Source organism: Pseudomonas laurylsulfatiphila, from assembly GCF_002934665.1.
GTDB lineage: Bacteria > Pseudomonadota > Gammaproteobacteria > Pseudomonadales > Pseudomonadaceae > Aquipseudomonas > Aquipseudomonas laurylsulfatiphila.
The window spans coordinates 581,896-597,398 of the sequence record NZ_NIRS01000004.1; the positions used below are offsets into that span (position 1 = coordinate 581,896).

The window sequence follows — 15,503 nt, forward strand, 5'->3', positions numbered from 1 at the left end:
GCGACCCAACCTCTGGCAAGCACTTTTTTAAATAATTTTCTCAGGCCTTCCAAAGGCTTAGAGAAAGGTTGGCCTATGGCACGGCGAAGACAATAATGCCCCCCTTTGTATAAAGGAGAGACTCACCCCATGTGGTTCAAAAACCTGCTTATCTATCGCCTGACCCAAGATCTGCCTGTTGATGCCGAGGCGTTGGAAACTGCACTGGCCACCAAACTGGCGCGCCCCTGTGCAAGCCAGGAGTTGACCACCTACGGTTTCGTCGCGCCGTTCGGCAAAGGCGAAGATGCGCCACTGGTGCACGTCAGCGGTGACTTCCTGCTGGTGTCCGCGCGCAAGGAAGAACGTATTTTGCCGGGCAGCGTCGTGCGTGACGCGGTCAAGGAAAAGGTCGAAGAGATCGAAGCCGAGCAAATGCGCAAGGTCTATAAGAAGGAACGCGATCAGATCAAGGATGAAATCATCCAGGCCTTCCTGCCCCGCGCCTTTATCCGCCGCTCGTCGACCTTCGCCGCCATTGCGCCGAAGCAGGGCCTGATCCTGGTCAACTCGGCCAGCCCGAAACGCGCCGAAGACTTGCTGTCGACCTTGCGTGAAGTGATCGGCACCCTGCCGGTGCGTCCGCTGACCGTGAAAATGTCGCCGACCGCGACCATGACCGAGTGGGTCACCACGCAGAAAGCCGCGGACGATTTCTTTGTGCTGGACGAGTGCGAACTGCGCGACACCCACGAAGACGGCGGCATTGTGCGTTGCAAGCGCCAGGACCTGACCAGCGAAGAAATCCAGCTGCACCTGAGCACCGGTAAAGTGGTCACTCAACTGTCCCTGGCCTGGCAGGACAAACTGTCGTTCGTCCTCGACGACAAGATGGTGGTCAAGCGCCTGAAGTTCGAAGACCTGCTGCAAGACCAGGCGGAACAGGACGGTGGCGACGAAGCCCTGGGCCAACTGGACGCCAGCTTCACCCTGATGATGCTGACCTTCGGCGATTTCCTGCCGGCGCTGGTTGAAGCATTGGGTGGGGAAGAGACGCCGCAAGGGATCTAAGCCCGGTAGTGACTTATTGTAGGAGCCGGCTTGCCGGCGAAGCGGTGTGTCAGGCACTCCGAGTTGCCTGAATCGCTGGCAAGCCAGCTCCTACAGAACTGCGTAGCTCTCATAACAAGGAACAGGCCATGCGCGCACTGGCTGCATTGAGTCGTTTTGTCGGCAACACCTTCGCCTACTGGGTACTGATTTTCGCTGTCGTGGCGTTCCTGCAGCCAGCATGGTTCATCGGCCTCAAAGGCGCCATCGTGCCGTTGCTGGGGCTGGTGATGTTCGGCATGGGCCTGACCCTCAAGGTCGAAGACTTCGCCGAAGTCGCTCGCCATCCCTGGCGCGTGGCCCTGGGCGTGGTTGCACATTTCGTGATCATGCCGGGCGTGGCGTGGTTGCTCTGCCAGGCGTTCCACTTGCCGCCGGAAATCGCCGTCGGCGTGATTCTGGTCGGTTGCTGCCCAAGCGGCACCTCGTCGAACGTGATGACCTGGCTGGCCCGTGGCGACCTGGCGCTGTCGGTGGCCATCGCCGCTGTCACCACCCTCCTCGCCCCCCTGCTGACGCCGGCGCTGATCTGGCTGCTGGCCTCGGCCTGGTTGCCGGTATCGTTCATGGAGTTGTTCTGGTCGATCCTGCAAGTGGTGCTGTTGCCGATCGTGCTGGGAGTGGTTGCCCAACGGGTGCTCGGCGACAAGGTTCGCCACGCCGTGGACGTGTTGCCGCTGGTGTCGGTGGTCAGCATCGTGATCATCGTCACGGCAGTAGTGGCCGCCAGCCAGGCGAAGATTGCCGAGTCGGGCCTGTTGATCATGGCCGTGGTCATGCTGCACAACAGCTTTGGCTACCTGCTGGGTTACTTCACCGGGCGCCTGTTCAAGCTGCCTCTGGCCCAGCGCAAGTCCCTGGCCCTGGAAGTCGGCATGCAGAACTCCGGGTTGGGCGCCGCGTTGGCCAGTGCGCACTTCTCGCCGCTGGCGGCAGTGCCCAGCGCATTGTTCAGTGTCTGGCACAACATTTCCGGGGCATTGCTCTCGACGTATTTCCGTCGCATGAGTGAAAAACAGGATCGGGAAATGGCGGCGCAACAGGTCAGCGACTGACTGGAAAACTTGATCCCCGGGTTAATGCTGGGCACTATATTGCCCATCGCGAGGACGACCTCGCGGCTCGATCGAGTCATTAATCTGGGGACGACCCCGTCAGACGATGGAGGTCTTCATGTCCTGGATCATTCTGTTTTTCGCCGGCCTTTTCGAAGTGGGCTGGGCCGTCGGCCTCAAGTACACCGACGGCTTCACCCGCCCGCTCCCCACCGTATTGACCGTTGCGGCCATGGCTATCAGCCTTGGCTTGCTCGGCCTTGCAATGAAGGAATTGCCGTTGGGCACAGCCTATGCGATCTGGACCGGTGTCGGCGCCGTTGGCACTGTGATCGCCGGGATCATTCTGTTTGGCGAGTCGATGGCGCTGGTGCGGCTGGCGAGTGTGGCGTTGATCATTAGCGGGTTGGTTGGGCTCAAGGTCAGTGCTTAACTTTTAGGCCGCCATCGCGAGCAGGCTCGCTCCCACAGGAATCGCAGGTGTTGCAACAATCTGCGACACACCCTGGAACCCTTGTGGGAGCGAGCCTGCTCGCGAAGAGGCCAGCACAGCCACCGACTATCTGACTGCCCCGCGCAACTCCCCCACCAACGCCTGCAACTTCACCGGCTGCGCCACCTCAACCGCTACCGCCGGCCCGGCCACCAACGTCACCCGCGACCACAACCGGCGAAACAGCCCTTTACCCGGATCGCGGCTGAAGAAACTCCCCCACAACCCCTGCAATGCCAGCGGAATCACCGGTACCGGTGTCTCCTCGAGAATCCGCGTCAACCCGCCCTTGAACTCGTTGATCTCGCCATCGGCGGTCAATTTACCTTCCGGGAAGATGCACACCAGCTCACCGTCCTTCAGATACCGGGCAATCCGCGTGAAGGCTTGCTCATATATCTGGATGTCCTCCTGGCGCCCGGCAATCGGAATCGTCCCTGCGGTTCGGAAGATGAAGTTCAGCACCGGCAGGTTGTAGATCTTGTAATACATCACAAAGCGAATCGGCCGACGTACCGCGCCGCCAATCAGCAAGGCGTCGACGAACGACACGTGGTTGCACACCAGCAGCGCCGCGCCTTCGTCGGGAATCAGGTCCAGATTGCGGTGCTCGACGCGATACATGGAATGGCTGAGCAGCCAGATCATGAAACGCATGGTGAACTCGGGGACAATCCTGAAGATGTAGGCGTTGACACCGATGTTCAGCAACGACACGACCAGGAACAACTGCGGGATCGACAGCTTGACCACGCTCAACAGGACGATCGAGACAATCGCCGACACCACCATGAACAGCGCGTTGAGGATGTTGTTGGCGGCAATCACCCGCGCCCGCTCGTTCTCCGCTGTGCGCGACTGGATCAGCGCGTACAGCGGGACAATGTAGAAACCGCCGAAGACGCCCAGGCCGAGGATGTCGAGCAACACCAGCCAGGTGTGGCCGAAACTGAGGATGTCGATCCAGCCATGGCCGGCGGCGCTGTCCGGAATTCCACCGGAATGCCACCACAGCAACAGACCGAAGACGGTCAGACCGAACGATCCGAACGGCACCAGGCCAATCTCGACTTTGCGCCCGGAGAGTTTCTCGCACAGCATCGAACCCAATGCGATGCCGACCGAGAACACCGTCAAAATCAGCGTCACCACGGTTTCGTCGCCGTGCATCCATTCCTTGGCATAGGCCGGGATCTGCGTCAGATAGATCGCCCCGACAAACCAGAACCATGAGTTGCCGACAATCGAGCGTGACACCGCCGGTGTTTGCCCCAGGCCCAGTTTCAATGTGGCCCAGGACTGGCTGAAAATGTTCCAGTTCAGGCGCATTTGCGGCGTGGCGGCCGCCGCCCGGGGAATGCTGCGGCTGGCCAGGTAGCCGAGCACGGCAATGCCGATGATCGCCGTGGACACCACCGGTGCGTAATGCGCCGAAGACATCATGACCCCAGCGCCAATGGTGCCGGCGAGGATCGCCAGGAAGGTGCCCATTTCCACCAGGCCGTTGCCGCCGACCAATTCATCCTCTCGCAGGGCCTGCGGCAGGATCGAGTACTTCACCGGCCCGAACAGCGCCGAATGGGTGCCCATGGCGAACAGCGCCAGCAGCATCAACGACAGGTGATCGAACAGAAAACCGACGGCACCGACCGCCATGATGGCGATTTCCCCAAGCTTGATCAGGCGGATCAACGCATCCTTGGCGAACTTTTCCCCGAATTGCCCGGCCAGGGCCGAGAACAGGAAAAACGGCAGGATAAACAGCAACGCACACAGGTTGACCCAGACAGAGCGGTCGCCCTCGATGCTCAGCTTGTACAAAATCGCCAGGATCAACGACTGCTTGAACACATTGTCGTTGAATGCCCCAAGGGACTGGGTAATGAAGAACGGCAGGAAGCGCCGGGTACGCAACAAGGTGAACTGTGAGGGGTGACTCATCTTCCATGTGTCCCTGATTATGTAGAGAGTGGCCTGGATACTGTAATTGGAGTATCGAAACTCGATCCAGGCCACACCTTACCTAATCTTTGCCGGTTATTTCTTCAAACCGGCAATGCATGGCGAGACAAACAGTTCGCCACGCCAGGCGCCCAGCACCGTGCGCTTACCGACGATCAGCCACATCACCGCCAGCAACGCCACCAGCACACAGCCAAACACACTGAAAAACGTCAGGTTCAAGGTACTGGCCAGCTTCAACGTCGCCAGAGAATAGACGCCCAACGGGAAGGTGAAGCCCCACCAGCCCAGATTGAAGGGGATGCCGGCACACAGGTAGCGCACAGTGATCAGCAGCGCCATCAGCATCCACCACAGGCCGAAGCCCCACAGGGTGATGCCGGCCACCAGGCCCAGTCCCGCCGCAATCTCACCGACGCCCGGCAAACCGTTGGCCGCGAAAATCAGCGGTGCATCGCCGCCCAGTACCAGCATGCCCAACGCGCCGGTGCCGATCGGGCCAAGGGCCAGCCAGCTCGAGGCGGCCATGTTTTCGTGGGGCAGTTTATGCAGGGCCATGCGCAGCAACAGAATGGTCAGGATGCTGAAAGCCACCGGCAAGGAAAATGCCCAGAGTACGTAGCTGGTCACCAGCATCACCAGTTGCGAGTGAGCGTCGGCCAGATGCGGCGCCAACAGGCCACCGCTGGCGGCCGCCACTTCTGCCGCGACCACCGGCAACAACCAGACGGCGGTCATCTGGTCGATGCTGTGCTCCTGACGCGTGAACATCATGTAGGGAATCAGCACGCCGCAGGCCAGCGACATCGCCACATCCAGCCACCACAGCACTTCGGCGAGGTGAATCACACCTTCGCCCCAGCGTGGCAGGCCGAACACCAGGAAGCCGTTGATGATGGTCGCCAGGCCCATCGGGATGGTGCCGAAAAACATCGAAACCGTGGAGTGGCCGAAGATCCGTCGTGCTTCGTCGAAAAACAGCAGCCAACGCGCGGCGTACAGCGCCGTGAACAGCAGGAACAACGCGATATTGAACAGCCATAGGGCTTCGGCAAAGGCGTGCAAGGCGGGCATGGCAACCGGCAATTGCGCCAGTGCCAGCGCCAGCACACCGGTACCCATGGTGGCCGCGAACCAGTTGGGGGTGAACTGGCGGATCACTTCGCGTGGGTGCTGCAGGTGACTGAACGGTTTGATTCCGGGCTTGATGCTGTTGGCGCATGTCATGGCGAACTCCTGTCCTCTCGTGAGGTAGAGCCCATGTTAGATCCGGATCGAATATCTATATAACGGGTAATATCTCTATATGTTATCTATTACATAGATATTTGATCAGGAACCGACCTCACATGCACTCCCTGAACGCGGGCGCATCAAACCTGCCAAAGCGCCAAGGGCCAGGAGTATCAACACCGCGCCATAACCGTCGACGGTCGCCACCAATCCGAGGGTTCGGCTCAGGTTCCCGGCCAGCAGCGATGGCAGGCAGAAGGCGAGATAGCTGAGCGCGTAATACGTCGACACCAGCCCGGCACGCTCATGAGGCAAGGCCAGCGGCACCAGACTACGCAAGGTGCCCAGAAAACCGGAGCCGAAACCACAGCCTGCGACCAGGGTGCCAAGGAAGAACAGCTGCAGGCTGGCACTGTGGACCCCCAGCAAAATCATCACGACACCCGCTGGCATCATGCTGGCGCCCAATAACAATGACTTGCCGGCGGGTCGGTTGCGCATGCGGTAAATCATCAGCGCACCGGTCAAGGTCAAGGCGGCAACGGTCGCCCCGCCGATCATGTTCGAGGTCGAGCCCGTGGCCGTGCGCACCAACGAAGGCGCCAGGGAAGCGTAGAAACCGCCGAGGGCCCACAGGGCAGTATTGAGCGGCAGCACCCGCCACAAAGTCGAGCGCGCTTGCAGCGGTACATGCAGAGTCGGTCGCAATGAGGCCCAAACCCCGGCCTGCCGCGAGACGCTTTCCGGCAAGCGCCAGACATACAACGCTTGCATCACAAACAACCCCAGCAGCAGCCAGAACGTCAGGTGCAACGGCGCCGGGGCGAACTCGGCCAACACACCGCAACCCAACCCGCCAATGGCCATCCCGGTCAAGGGTGCAACGCTATTGACCAGCGGCCCCCGTTCGCGGTCGGTATCCAGTAGCGTTGCGCCCAGCACCGCGGTAGCCATGCCGGTGGCAAAACCTTGCAGGACTCGGGCACTGATCAGCCAGGTGACGCTGTCGGCGTGAATGAATAGCAGCATCGCCAGGATATTCAGCACCACCGCCGTGAAAATCACCGGTTTGCGCCCCAGGTAATCCGACAGCGAGCCGACGGTCAGCAATGCAACCAACAGGCTGAGGGCGTACACGCCAAAAATCAGGGTCAGGGTCGCGGCCGAAAACTGCATCTGCTCCTGATACAGGTGATACAGCGGCGTCGGCGCCGTGGAGGCCGCGAGGAAACTGAGCAAGGTAACGGCGAGAAACCACAAGCTGGCACGGTTTGAATGAGAACTGGACATGGGTGCGCTCCACAAAAGCTAACTTTTTGCTTTTGCGGAGTGTGCTACTGGATCTCTCTTAAAGCAAATTCTTTGTGTTAAGGTCCGAGGCATGGCTTTTACAGGAACCCCAGGATGACAGCTCCCACCTTACGCCCAGGCGGACGCAGCGCGCGGGTACAAGAGTCGATTCACTCGGCCGTGCGCCAGCTCCTCGAGGAGCAGGACCGCGCCAGCCTGACCGTGCCGCAAATTGCTGCGCGCGCAGGCGTTACACCCTCGACCATCTATCGTCGCTGGGGTGATTTGTCGGCGCTGCTGGCCGACGTCGCCCTCGCCCGCATGCAGCCCGACAACGACCCCACCCACACCGGCAGCCTGCGCGGCGATATTCGAGCCTGGGCGGAACAGTACCTGGACGAAATGAGCTCCGAACCTGGCCGCAACATGCTGCGCGACGTACAGGCGGCGCTCAAGCCAAGTTACTGCGCGACGATCATTGGCGGGCAGTTGCAGACAATCCTCGACCGTTTTCCCAACGAGCCCGTGCCGGGTGTCGATCGGCTGATCAACCTGATCGCCGCCCCCATCGTTTTCCGCATTCTGTTTTCCGAGGCCGCGCTGGAGGTTGAGGAGCTTCATCGATTGATCGAGATTGCATTCAGTCAGTGAGGCCCCCACTTTGCCCTGTGTTCGCCGCCCCCTGTGGGAGCGAGCCTGCTCGCGATGAGGCCAGTCCAGACACTGCAAAATCCCCTGCGACACCCCGCCACGCCACGACCTTGGTCGACACTGACTAACGCTGGCGGTCGTGCGAGACTGTCTGTCCGGGTGTGAGGCCCGGGTGTCTTTTGTCTGGAGTCCCCATGTCGCTGTCCACCGGGCTGATTGCCGCCGTCGCCCTGGCCTATATGGCCATCATGTTCGCCATCGCCTTCTATGGCGACCGTCGCAGCGCGCCTTTGCCGCCGCGTGTGCGCGCCTGGGTGTACAGCCTGTCGCTGGCGGTCTATTGCACCAGCTGGACGTTCTTCGGCGCCGTGGGCCAGGCCGCCGAACAGCTCTGGTCGTTCCTGCCGATCTACCTCGGGCCGATCCTGTTGCTGGTCGGCGCGCCCTGGGTCCTGCAGAAAATGGTGATGATCAGTAAACAGGAGAACATCACCTCGATCGCCGACTTCATCGCTGCGCGCTATGGCAAATCCCAGTCGCTGGCGGTGGTGGTGGCGCTGATTTGCCTGGTCGGCGTGCTGCCCTATATCGCGTTGCAGCTCAAAGGCATTGTGCTCGGCGTGAACCTGCTGATCGGCGCCGGCGCCGACGCCATGGGCACACGGGCCCAGGACACCGCGCTGATCGTGTCACTGGTGCTGGCGCTGTTCACCATCGTCTTCGGTACCCGCAACCTCGACGCCACGGAGCACCACCGCGGCATGGTGCTGGCCATTGCCTTCGAATCACTGGTCAAGCTGTTCGCTTTTCTCGCGGTCGGCGCGTTCGTGACCTACGGCCTGTACGACGGTTTCGACGACCTGTTCGACCAGGCCATGCTGGCGCCGCGTCTCGAACAGTACTGGAAGGAAACCATCAACTGGCCGTCGATGGTGGTGCAGACCGGTGTGGCGATGATGGCGATCATTTGCTTGCCGCGGCAGTTCCACGTGACCGTTGTCGAGAACATCGATCCCCAGGATCTGCGCCTGGCCAAGTGGGTATTCCCGGCCTACCTCGCCCTGGCTGCCTTGTTTGTCGTGCCGATCGCCCTGGCCGGCCAGATGCTGCTGCCCAGCTCGGTATTGCCGGACTCGTTCGTCATCAGCCTGCCCCTGGCGCAGGCGCATCCGGCGCTAGCCCTGCTGGCGTTTATCGGTGGCGCATCGGCGGCCACCGGTATGGTGATCGTGGCCAGCGTGGCGCTGTCGACCATGGTGTCCAACGACATGCTGTTGCCCTGGCTGCTGCGTCGCAACAACGCCGAGCGCCCGTTCGAAGTGTTCCGCCAGTGGATGTTGTCGGTGCGCCGCGTCAGCATCGTGGTCATTCTGCTGCTGGCCTACGTCAGTTACCGCCTGCTGGGCTCGACCGCCAGCCTGGCGACCATCGGCCAGATCGCCTTCGCCGCCGTGACCCAACTGGCCCCCGCCATGCTCGGTGCGCTGTACTGGAAACAGGCCAACCGCCGCGGAGTTTTCGCCGGCCTCGCCGCAGGCACCTTCCTGTGGTTCTACACCCTGATCCTGCCGATTGCCGCCCTCAGCCTCGGCCTTTCCTTGAGCACATTCCCGGGGCTGGCCTGGTTGCACAGCAATCCACTGAACCTGCCGATCACCCCGCTGACCCAGGGTGTGGTGCTGTCGCTGGCTGGCAACTTCACGCTCTTCGCCTGGGTCTCGGTGCTGTCGCGCACCCGGGTTTCCGAGCACTGGCAGGCGGGCCGCTTCATCGGCCAGGAAATCAGTGCCCGCCCCAGCGCACGCTCGATGCTGGCGGTGCAGATCGACGACCTGCTGCAACTGGCGGCGCGCTTCGTCGGCGAAGAGCGCGCCCGTCAGAGCTTCATCCGCTTTGCCTATCGCCAGGGCAAAGGCTTCAACCCGAACCAGAACGCCGACGGTGAATGGATCGCCCACACCGAACGCCTGCTGGCCGGTGTGCTGGGTGCCTCTTCGACCCGCGCGGTGGTCAAAGCCGCCATTGAAGGCCGGGAGATGCAACTGGAAGACGTCGTGCGCATCGCCGACGAAGCCTCGGAGGTGTTGCAATTCAACCGTGCCTTGCTGCAAGGCGCCATCGAGAACATCACCCAGGGCATCAGTGTTGTCGACCAGTCGCTGAAACTGGTGGCCTGGAACCGTCGCTACCTGGAATTGTTCAACTACCCGGACGGCTTGATCAGTGTCGGTCGGCCGATCGCCGACATCATTCGCCACAATGCCGAGCGCGGCCTGTGCGGCCCCGGCGAAGCCGAAGTTCACGTCGCGCGTCGCCTGCACTGGATGCGCCAGGGCCGTGCGCATACCTCCGAGCGCCTGTTCCCCAATGGCCGGGTGATCGAGCTGATCGGCAACCCGATGCCGGGCGGCGGCTTCGTCATGAGTTTCACCGACATCACCGCGTTCCGCGAAGCCGAGCAGGCGCTGACCGAAGCCAACGAAGGCCTGGAGCAACGGGTCACCGAACGGACCCACGAATTGTCGCAGCTCAACGTCGCCCTGACCGAAGCCAAGGGCACCGCCGAGGCGGCCAACCAGTCCAAGACCCGCTTCCTCGCGGCCGTCAGCCATGACTTGATGCAACCGCTGAATGCGGCGCGCCTGTTCTCCGCCGCCCTCTCCCATCAGGACGATGGACTCTCCGGCGAAGCGCAGAAACTGGTCGGGCACCTGGACAGCTCGCTGCGCTCGGCCGAGGACCTGATCAGCGACCTGCTGGACATCTCCCGTCTGGAGAACGGCAAGATCACCCCGAATCGCCAGCCGTTCGCGCTCAACGAACTGTTCGACACCCTTGGTGCAGAGTTCAAGGTGCTGGCGCAGGAACAAGGCCTGGAGTTCCGCGTTCGCGGCAGCGCGCTGCGGGTCGACAGCGACATCAAACTGCTGCGGCGAATTTTGCAGAACTTCCTGACCAATGCGTTTCGCTACGGCAAAGGGCCGGTACTACTGGGCGTTCGCCGGCACAAGGAAGGATTGAGCCTGGAAGTCTGGGACCGTGGGCCGGGTATTCCGGAAGATAAACAACAGGTGATTTTCGAAGAGTTCAAACGCCTCGACAGCCACCAGACACGGGCCGAAAAAGGCCTCGGCCTGGGGTTGGCTATTGCCGACGGGCTATGTCGCGTGCTTGGTCATACCTTGCGCGTGCGCTCCTGGCCGGGACGCGGCAGCGTGTTCAGTGTCAGCGTGCCGCTGGCCCCGGCGCAAACCGTAGCGCCGGTCAAAGTCGCCGAGCTCAATGGCAAATTGCTCAATGGTGCGCAGGTGCTGTGCATCGATAACGAGGACAGCATCCTGATCGGCATGAACAGCTTGCTCAGCCGCTGGGGTTGCCAGGTCTGGACCGCACGCAATCGCGAGGAATGCGCGACGCTGCTGGGCGAAGGCGTGCGCCCGCAATTGGCGCTGGTGGATTACCATCTCGATCATGGCGAAACCGGAACCGACCTGATGGCCTGGTTGCGCACGCAAATGGGTGAGCCGGTTCCTGGCGTGGTGATCAGCGCCGATGGCCGGCCGGAGACGGTCGACAAGGTGCATGCAGCAGGGCTGGATTACCTGGCCAAACCGGTGAAACCGGCGGCGTTGCGGGCGTTGTTGAGTCGGTATTTGCCGTTGTAACGCTCAAGAATTGACCTTTGCGGTGGCGCGACTGCCGTCATCGCGAGCAAGCTCGCTCCCACAGGGGTACGCTGTCAACTGTGGGAGCGAGCTTGCTCCGGGCGGCGTTCCGACGATGCTTTTCCGCTACTCCGGCAATTCGACCAACCCATCGACATCGGTCATCGCCCGCTCCAGCAAATCCGCCGGCAGGCTCTTGCTCGCCCGTGCCCCCAGCAGCTTGAGTTGTTCACTGCGGCTGACCAGGTTGCCACGCCCCTCTGTCAGCTTGTTGCGTGCCGAACTGTAGGCCTTGTCCAGTTGCTGCAGGCGATTGCCGACCTCGTCCAGATCCTGGATGAACAGCACGAACTTGTCGTACAGCCACCCGGCCCGCTCGGCGATTTCCCGGGCGTTCTGGCTCTGGCGCTCCTGTTTCCACAGGCTGTCGATGACACGCAGGGTCGCCAATAACGTGGTCGGGCTGACGATCACGATGTTGCGGTCGAATGCCTCCTGAAACAGCGTCGGCTCAGCTTGCAACGCGGCAGAAAACGCGGCCTCGATCGGCACGAAGAGCAACACGAAATCCAGGCTGTGCAATCCATCGAGGCGCTTGTAATCCTTGCCGGCCAGGCCTTTGACGTGATTGCGCAATGAAAGCACGTGCTGCTTGATGGCGATCTGGCCGATAGCCTCGTCTTCAGCCGCCACGTATTGCTGATAGGCCGTCAGGCTGACCTTGGAGTCGACCACCACCTGCTTGTCCCCCGGCAGGTAAATGATCACGTCCGGCTGGAAGCGCTCGCCGTCCGGTCCCTTGAGATTGACCTGGGTCTGGTACTCGCGCCCCTTCTCCAGCCCTGCATGCTCGAGCACGCGCTCAAGGATCAGTTCGCCCCAATTGCCTTGGGTCTTCTGCCCTTTCAAGGCGCGGGTCAGGTTGGTGGCTTCGTCGCTCAAGCGCAAGTTCAGCTGTTGCAGGCGCTCCAGTTCCTTGGCCAGGGAAAAACGCTCACGGGCCTCGTTCTGATAGCTTTCCTCGACACGCTTTTCGAAGGACTGGATGCGCTCCTTGAGCGGATCGAGCAACTGCCCCAGGCGCTGCTGGCTGGTTTCGGCAAAACGCTGCTCGCGCTCATCGAAAATCTTCCCCGCCAGCTCGGCAAACTGCGCGCGCAATTCGTCCCGCGAACCTTGCAGGTCGTCAAGGCGTTGCTGATGGCTGTCCTGCTGCTCGCGCAATTCGGCGTTGAGCGACGCGGCCTGGGCATCCAGACGGCGCAGTTCGGCGTCTTTGCCGGCGCGTTCGATATTCCACGCATGGGCGGCGTCCCGGGCGTCGTCGCGCTCGATCTGCAGCAGTTCGACTTCACGACGCAGTGCAGCCAGATCAGCCTGTTTGGCGGAATTGGCCTGGGTCAGATCAGCGATTTCATCGCGGCTGGACTCGAGTTGTGCATTCAAGCCGTCCTGCGCCAGTTGCGCCATGGCCAGGCGTTCCTGCAGCAGTGCAACGTCTGCCTGCGTGGTGCTGGCCCGACGCTGAAGTTGCCAGGCCAATACCAGCAACGGCAACCCTGCCGCTGCCAGCCCCAGCAATACGCTGGTCAAGTCCATTGCCATAGCCACTCCTGCCATTCGGATAAAGCCTGAAGGTTAACCAAGGCGTCCGGTCTTGGACAGCTCAGTCTTCGATCAGCCCCAGTTCCTGTTGAGCGCGGCGATCGCCTGCCCGAGCGGCCTGGCGCAACAGGTCCTGACCGATACGGCGGTCCCGGGCATTCCCGCATTCGCGGCACATCAACTGGCCAAGGCGACTTTGCGCAGCCACCACGCCCTCACGGGCCGGCTGCTTGAGCAGACGTCCGGCGATGTGTTTGACGTTCGGGTTTTCACCCAGGTGCGGACTGTCCAACAGCCACTCTGCCACGCGCATGGAAAAGCGCTTGGTAGGGGCAACAGAGGGTGGAGTGGAGGTAGAGGAAACAGGAGCTGAGCGAAACTTCATAAAGCACTGTGGGGCAGATCGGAAGGCGCGCAACTTTACTCTCTTTTTCTTACAGGTAAAGCTGAAAATGTCCCGGCACGCCCGTCCTAGAGCAAGCGCTCGGGACAATCCACAGAAGCTGTGGATAACTCAGTGGACAACCGTCCTTGAACCCGCTCAAAGCCCTGTGGAATGGGGTTCGCAGTCAAACTGACGATTTTTTCACCAGTAAAAAAAAGCGATGTTTTTCATTGACTTAAATTTTGGTTACAGGCAGCCATTACGCTTGAACGTGAGATGACAGCGGGGTGACAGCCTCTGCAACTAATGTGCACAAGTGCCTTTGCGACGGTTATATCAATGCACTTTTTCGGCGCGTTTTTTTGTCATGGCTGGGGATAAGCGCTGGCAAACCCAGTGTTTAGACGGCTGCGTTGCTACCAACGTCGATGACCGATGGTCGGATTTTGTTCTGCTAGTGGGCGTATCAACCGCAGGCAGCGTAGCTTCATACGCTTATCAGCAAGGCAAAACAGCCAGATCGGGCACCCGTTGGGAAATTCTTTTTGCTAACACACTTCCCTTGTCCAGTTCAATCCGTTAGTATCCGCGGCGTTAGTACCAAGCTGAAAGTCAATTCTGGTCGAACAAATCCCCCCGGTCAGCCTTCCCGACGGAAGCCTCCACCGAACAAGCGGGATCGACCACCTCGATGGTTTCCAGGTAAATCTTGCGCCGACACGACCTTTGAATCGAAAGCAAAGGGTGTTGTTCCGCCTGCCTACTCTGCTCGAACCAACCTGCAAATTGATCAGGATCTTCACCCCGGGCCCAGAACCTTTGCCCTTGATGTGTTGCCTGCCCTCCTAAGTACCTACCTGCCAGCCCAAGCGCGCCAACTTATCAGCGCTTCAAACTGGCTGCTTTGTTCCAGTCGGGTTCTTCGTTCGATCAATGGTGATCGACGTTACTGGAACGTTTTAACGTTGCACGGTTCTTATCCGTGTCATTTGTAGGAACACCCAATAATGTCTACTCAAATCCACACTCAGGATGCCATTCGCACCCTAACCAACGCTTTTGCACCAATGAACTGCCTGATCATGGCCGCTCGCAAAGGCTGCTTCAGCTTCACCCTGGTCAACGAACACGGCATCGCTCGTCACAGCGAACGCCTGTACCCCGATCAATACTCCAGCGCCGAGCCGCTGCAGGCCGTGATCGAGCGTACCCGTCAGGCCCTGGTTGCCTGAAACGCCAGAAAGGCTGAAAAACCCGAAAGCCCTGCCCGAAAAGCAGGGCTTTTTATTGCCCGATGTTTCCCTGTCCTCCAACCACGACTAAGCACGATCCGATATAAGGGTTATAACTGGTCGCTGGAAATATTTTAAAAACAGTCCTTTACAGCGCGAATATGACACTACACTTCAACTCAAGCGGCTTGACCCGCTTGCGGCGAGCCTGAACCGATTCACAGCTGCCAAGGCCCCCTCAGGTATCGCCGTCCAATTCAGGTTTCGAGGGTTTTATGGGTATCGCTGCCAGCGAACTGTGCCGCTATGTGATTCGTCCGACGTTGATCTACCTCGGACGCCATAGCGCTACTGCCGAATCCCTGCTGCTGGGCATTGCCGCCAGCCAGTCAGCCCTTGGTTCCGCCCTGCATGACCGCCGTGGGCACGGCTTGTACCGCATCGCCGAGCCCCGCCACCAGGCACTTTGGGACCATTACCTGGCCCTTGATCCGGAGCGTGCAAGCCTGGTCCGCGGCCTGGCCAGCCAGCATGCGTTTCTGAGCGGCCCGCACCTGGAGTTGACCGTCAACCTGCGTTACGCCACTGCCATCGCCTGGCTGCTGGTGGAGGAACAGAATACCCCCCTCCCCTCCCCTGATGATTTGTTGGGCATGGCCAGGATCTGGCGCCAGACATTTCATCCCCAAGGGCGTCTGCGTGATTTCACCAGCGCCTGGCAAACCTGTGTTTCACCTCTGAATCAGGTAGCCTGCTGACACTTCTGGATCCAAACATCGCGTAACAGGTGGTGATTTTGGTCGGATTGTCCTACAAAACCGCTCTAAATCAACGCATACAGCC

General features: G+C 60.6%; 12 protein-coding genes. 7 read left to right on the plus strand and 5 right to left on the minus strand.

Features of this window, described 5'->3' with window-relative positions; all coding sequences use genetic code 11:
* The first annotated feature begins 129 nt into the window (after nucleotides 1-129).
* The 3 genes from rdgC (at nucleotide 130) to sugE (ending at nucleotide 2,577) form a co-directional block, all read left to right on the plus strand.
* Nucleotides 130-1,050: a recombination-associated protein RdgC gene (gene rdgC, locus CD175_RS17465; RefSeq protein WP_007969735.1), complete on the plus strand. Its 921-nt coding sequence runs from the start codon at nucleotides 130-132 to the stop codon at nucleotides 1,048-1,050.
* Between the two features lie 128 nt (nucleotides 1,051-1,178).
* On the plus strand, nucleotides 1,179-2,144 hold the full coding sequence (locus tag CD175_RS17470; RefSeq protein ID WP_104449833.1) for a bile acid:sodium symporter family protein: 966 nt from the start codon (nucleotides 1,179-1,181) through the stop codon (nucleotides 2,142-2,144).
* Nucleotides 2,145-2,262: 118 nt separating this feature from the next.
* The gene (gene sugE / locus CD175_RS17475) at nucleotides 2,263-2,577 is read left to right on the plus strand and encodes a quaternary ammonium compound efflux SMR transporter SugE (RefSeq protein WP_007977599.1); all 315 of its coding nucleotides are present in this window, start codon (nucleotides 2,263-2,265) and stop codon (nucleotides 2,575-2,577) included.
* 126 nt (nucleotides 2,578-2,703) lie between these two features.
* Here sugE and CD175_RS17480 read toward each other — a convergent pair whose 3' ends face one another.
* The 3 genes from CD175_RS17480 to CD175_RS17490 form a co-directional block, all read right to left on the minus strand.
* Nucleotides 2,704-4,578: an MFS transporter gene (locus tag CD175_RS17480; RefSeq protein WP_104449834.1), complete on the minus strand. Its 1,875-nt coding sequence runs from the start codon at nucleotides 4,576-4,578 to the stop codon at nucleotides 2,704-2,706.
* Nucleotides 4,579-4,674: 96 nt separating this feature from the next.
* Nucleotides 4,675-5,826: a TDT family transporter gene (locus CD175_RS17485; protein WP_104449835.1), complete on the minus strand. Its 1,152-nt coding sequence runs from the start codon at nucleotides 5,824-5,826 to the stop codon at nucleotides 4,675-4,677.
* A 105-nt stretch (nucleotides 5,827-5,931) separates the two neighbouring features.
* Complete coding sequence (locus CD175_RS17490) at nucleotides 5,932-7,122, minus strand: MFS transporter (RefSeq protein WP_104449836.1); 1,191 nt, start codon at nucleotides 7,120-7,122, stop codon at nucleotides 5,932-5,934.
* A 114-nt stretch (nucleotides 7,123-7,236) separates the two neighbouring features.
* Between CD175_RS17490 and CD175_RS17495 the strand changes: the two genes are divergently transcribed.
* Entirely contained in the window at nucleotides 7,237-7,773 is a 537-nt protein-coding gene (locus tag CD175_RS17495) for a TetR/AcrR family transcriptional regulator (RefSeq protein WP_102701771.1), read from the plus strand.
* Between the two features lie 194 nt (nucleotides 7,774-7,967).
* Nucleotides 7,968-11,438, plus strand: a complete 3,471-nt coding sequence (locus CD175_RS17500) for a hybrid sensor histidine kinase/response regulator (RefSeq protein WP_104449837.1) — start codon at nucleotides 7,968-7,970, stop codon at nucleotides 11,436-11,438.
* Between the two features lie 126 nt (nucleotides 11,439-11,564).
* Here CD175_RS17500 and CD175_RS17505 read toward each other — a convergent pair whose 3' ends face one another.
* On the minus strand, nucleotides 11,565-12,929 hold the full coding sequence (locus CD175_RS17505) for a DNA recombination protein RmuC (protein ID WP_167399541.1): 1,365 nt from the start codon (nucleotides 12,927-12,929) through the stop codon (nucleotides 11,565-11,567).
* 175 nt (nucleotides 12,930-13,104) lie between these two features.
* Nucleotides 13,105-13,428, minus strand: a complete 324-nt coding sequence (locus tag CD175_RS17510; protein ID WP_015096151.1) for an SEL1-like repeat protein — start codon at nucleotides 13,426-13,428, stop codon at nucleotides 13,105-13,107.
* A gap of 1,007 nt (nucleotides 13,429-14,435) precedes the next feature.
* Between CD175_RS17510 and CD175_RS17520 the strand changes: the two genes are divergently transcribed.
* Nucleotides 14,436-14,660: a hypothetical protein gene (locus CD175_RS17520; RefSeq protein ID WP_007898912.1), complete on the plus strand. Its 225-nt coding sequence runs from the start codon at nucleotides 14,436-14,438 to the stop codon at nucleotides 14,658-14,660.
* 275 nt (nucleotides 14,661-14,935) lie between these two features.
* On the plus strand, nucleotides 14,936-15,418 hold the full coding sequence (locus CD175_RS17525; protein WP_007977587.1) for a hypothetical protein: 483 nt from the start codon (nucleotides 14,936-14,938) through the stop codon (nucleotides 15,416-15,418).
* Nucleotides 15,419-15,503 lie beyond the last annotated feature (85 nt).

Coding starts and splice junctions, on each gene's coding strand:
- CD175_RS17510 (WP_015096151.1), bottom strand. CDS start 13,428: ATGAAGTTTCGCTCAGCTCCTGTTTCCTCTACCTCCACTCCACCCTCT.
- rdgC (WP_007969735.1), top strand. CDS start 130: ATGTGGTTCAAAAACCTGCTTATCTATCGCCTGACCCAAGATCTGCCT.
- CD175_RS17485 (WP_104449835.1), bottom strand. CDS start 5,826: ATGACATGCGCCAACAGCATCAAGCCCGGAATCAAACCGTTCAGTCAC.
- CD175_RS17525 (WP_007977587.1), top strand. CDS start 14,936: ATGGGTATCGCTGCCAGCGAACTGTGCCGCTATGTGATTCGTCCGACG.
- CD175_RS17500 (WP_104449837.1), top strand. CDS start 7,968: ATGTCGCTGTCCACCGGGCTGATTGCCGCCGTCGCCCTGGCCTATATG.
- CD175_RS17520 (WP_007898912.1), top strand. CDS start 14,436: ATGTCTACTCAAATCCACACTCAGGATGCCATTCGCACCCTAACCAAC.
- CD175_RS17480 (WP_104449834.1), bottom strand. CDS start 4,578: ATGAGTCACCCCTCACAGTTCACCTTGTTGCGTACCCGGCGCTTCCTG.
- sugE (WP_007977599.1), top strand. CDS start 2,263: ATGTCCTGGATCATTCTGTTTTTCGCCGGCCTTTTCGAAGTGGGCTGG.
- CD175_RS17495 (WP_102701771.1), top strand. CDS start 7,237: ATGACAGCTCCCACCTTACGCCCAGGCGGACGCAGCGCGCGGGTACAA.
- CD175_RS17490 (WP_104449836.1), bottom strand. CDS start 7,122: ATGTCCAGTTCTCATTCAAACCGTGCCAGCTTGTGGTTTCTCGCCGTT.
- CD175_RS17470 (WP_104449833.1), top strand. CDS start 1,179: ATGCGCGCACTGGCTGCATTGAGTCGTTTTGTCGGCAACACCTTCGCC.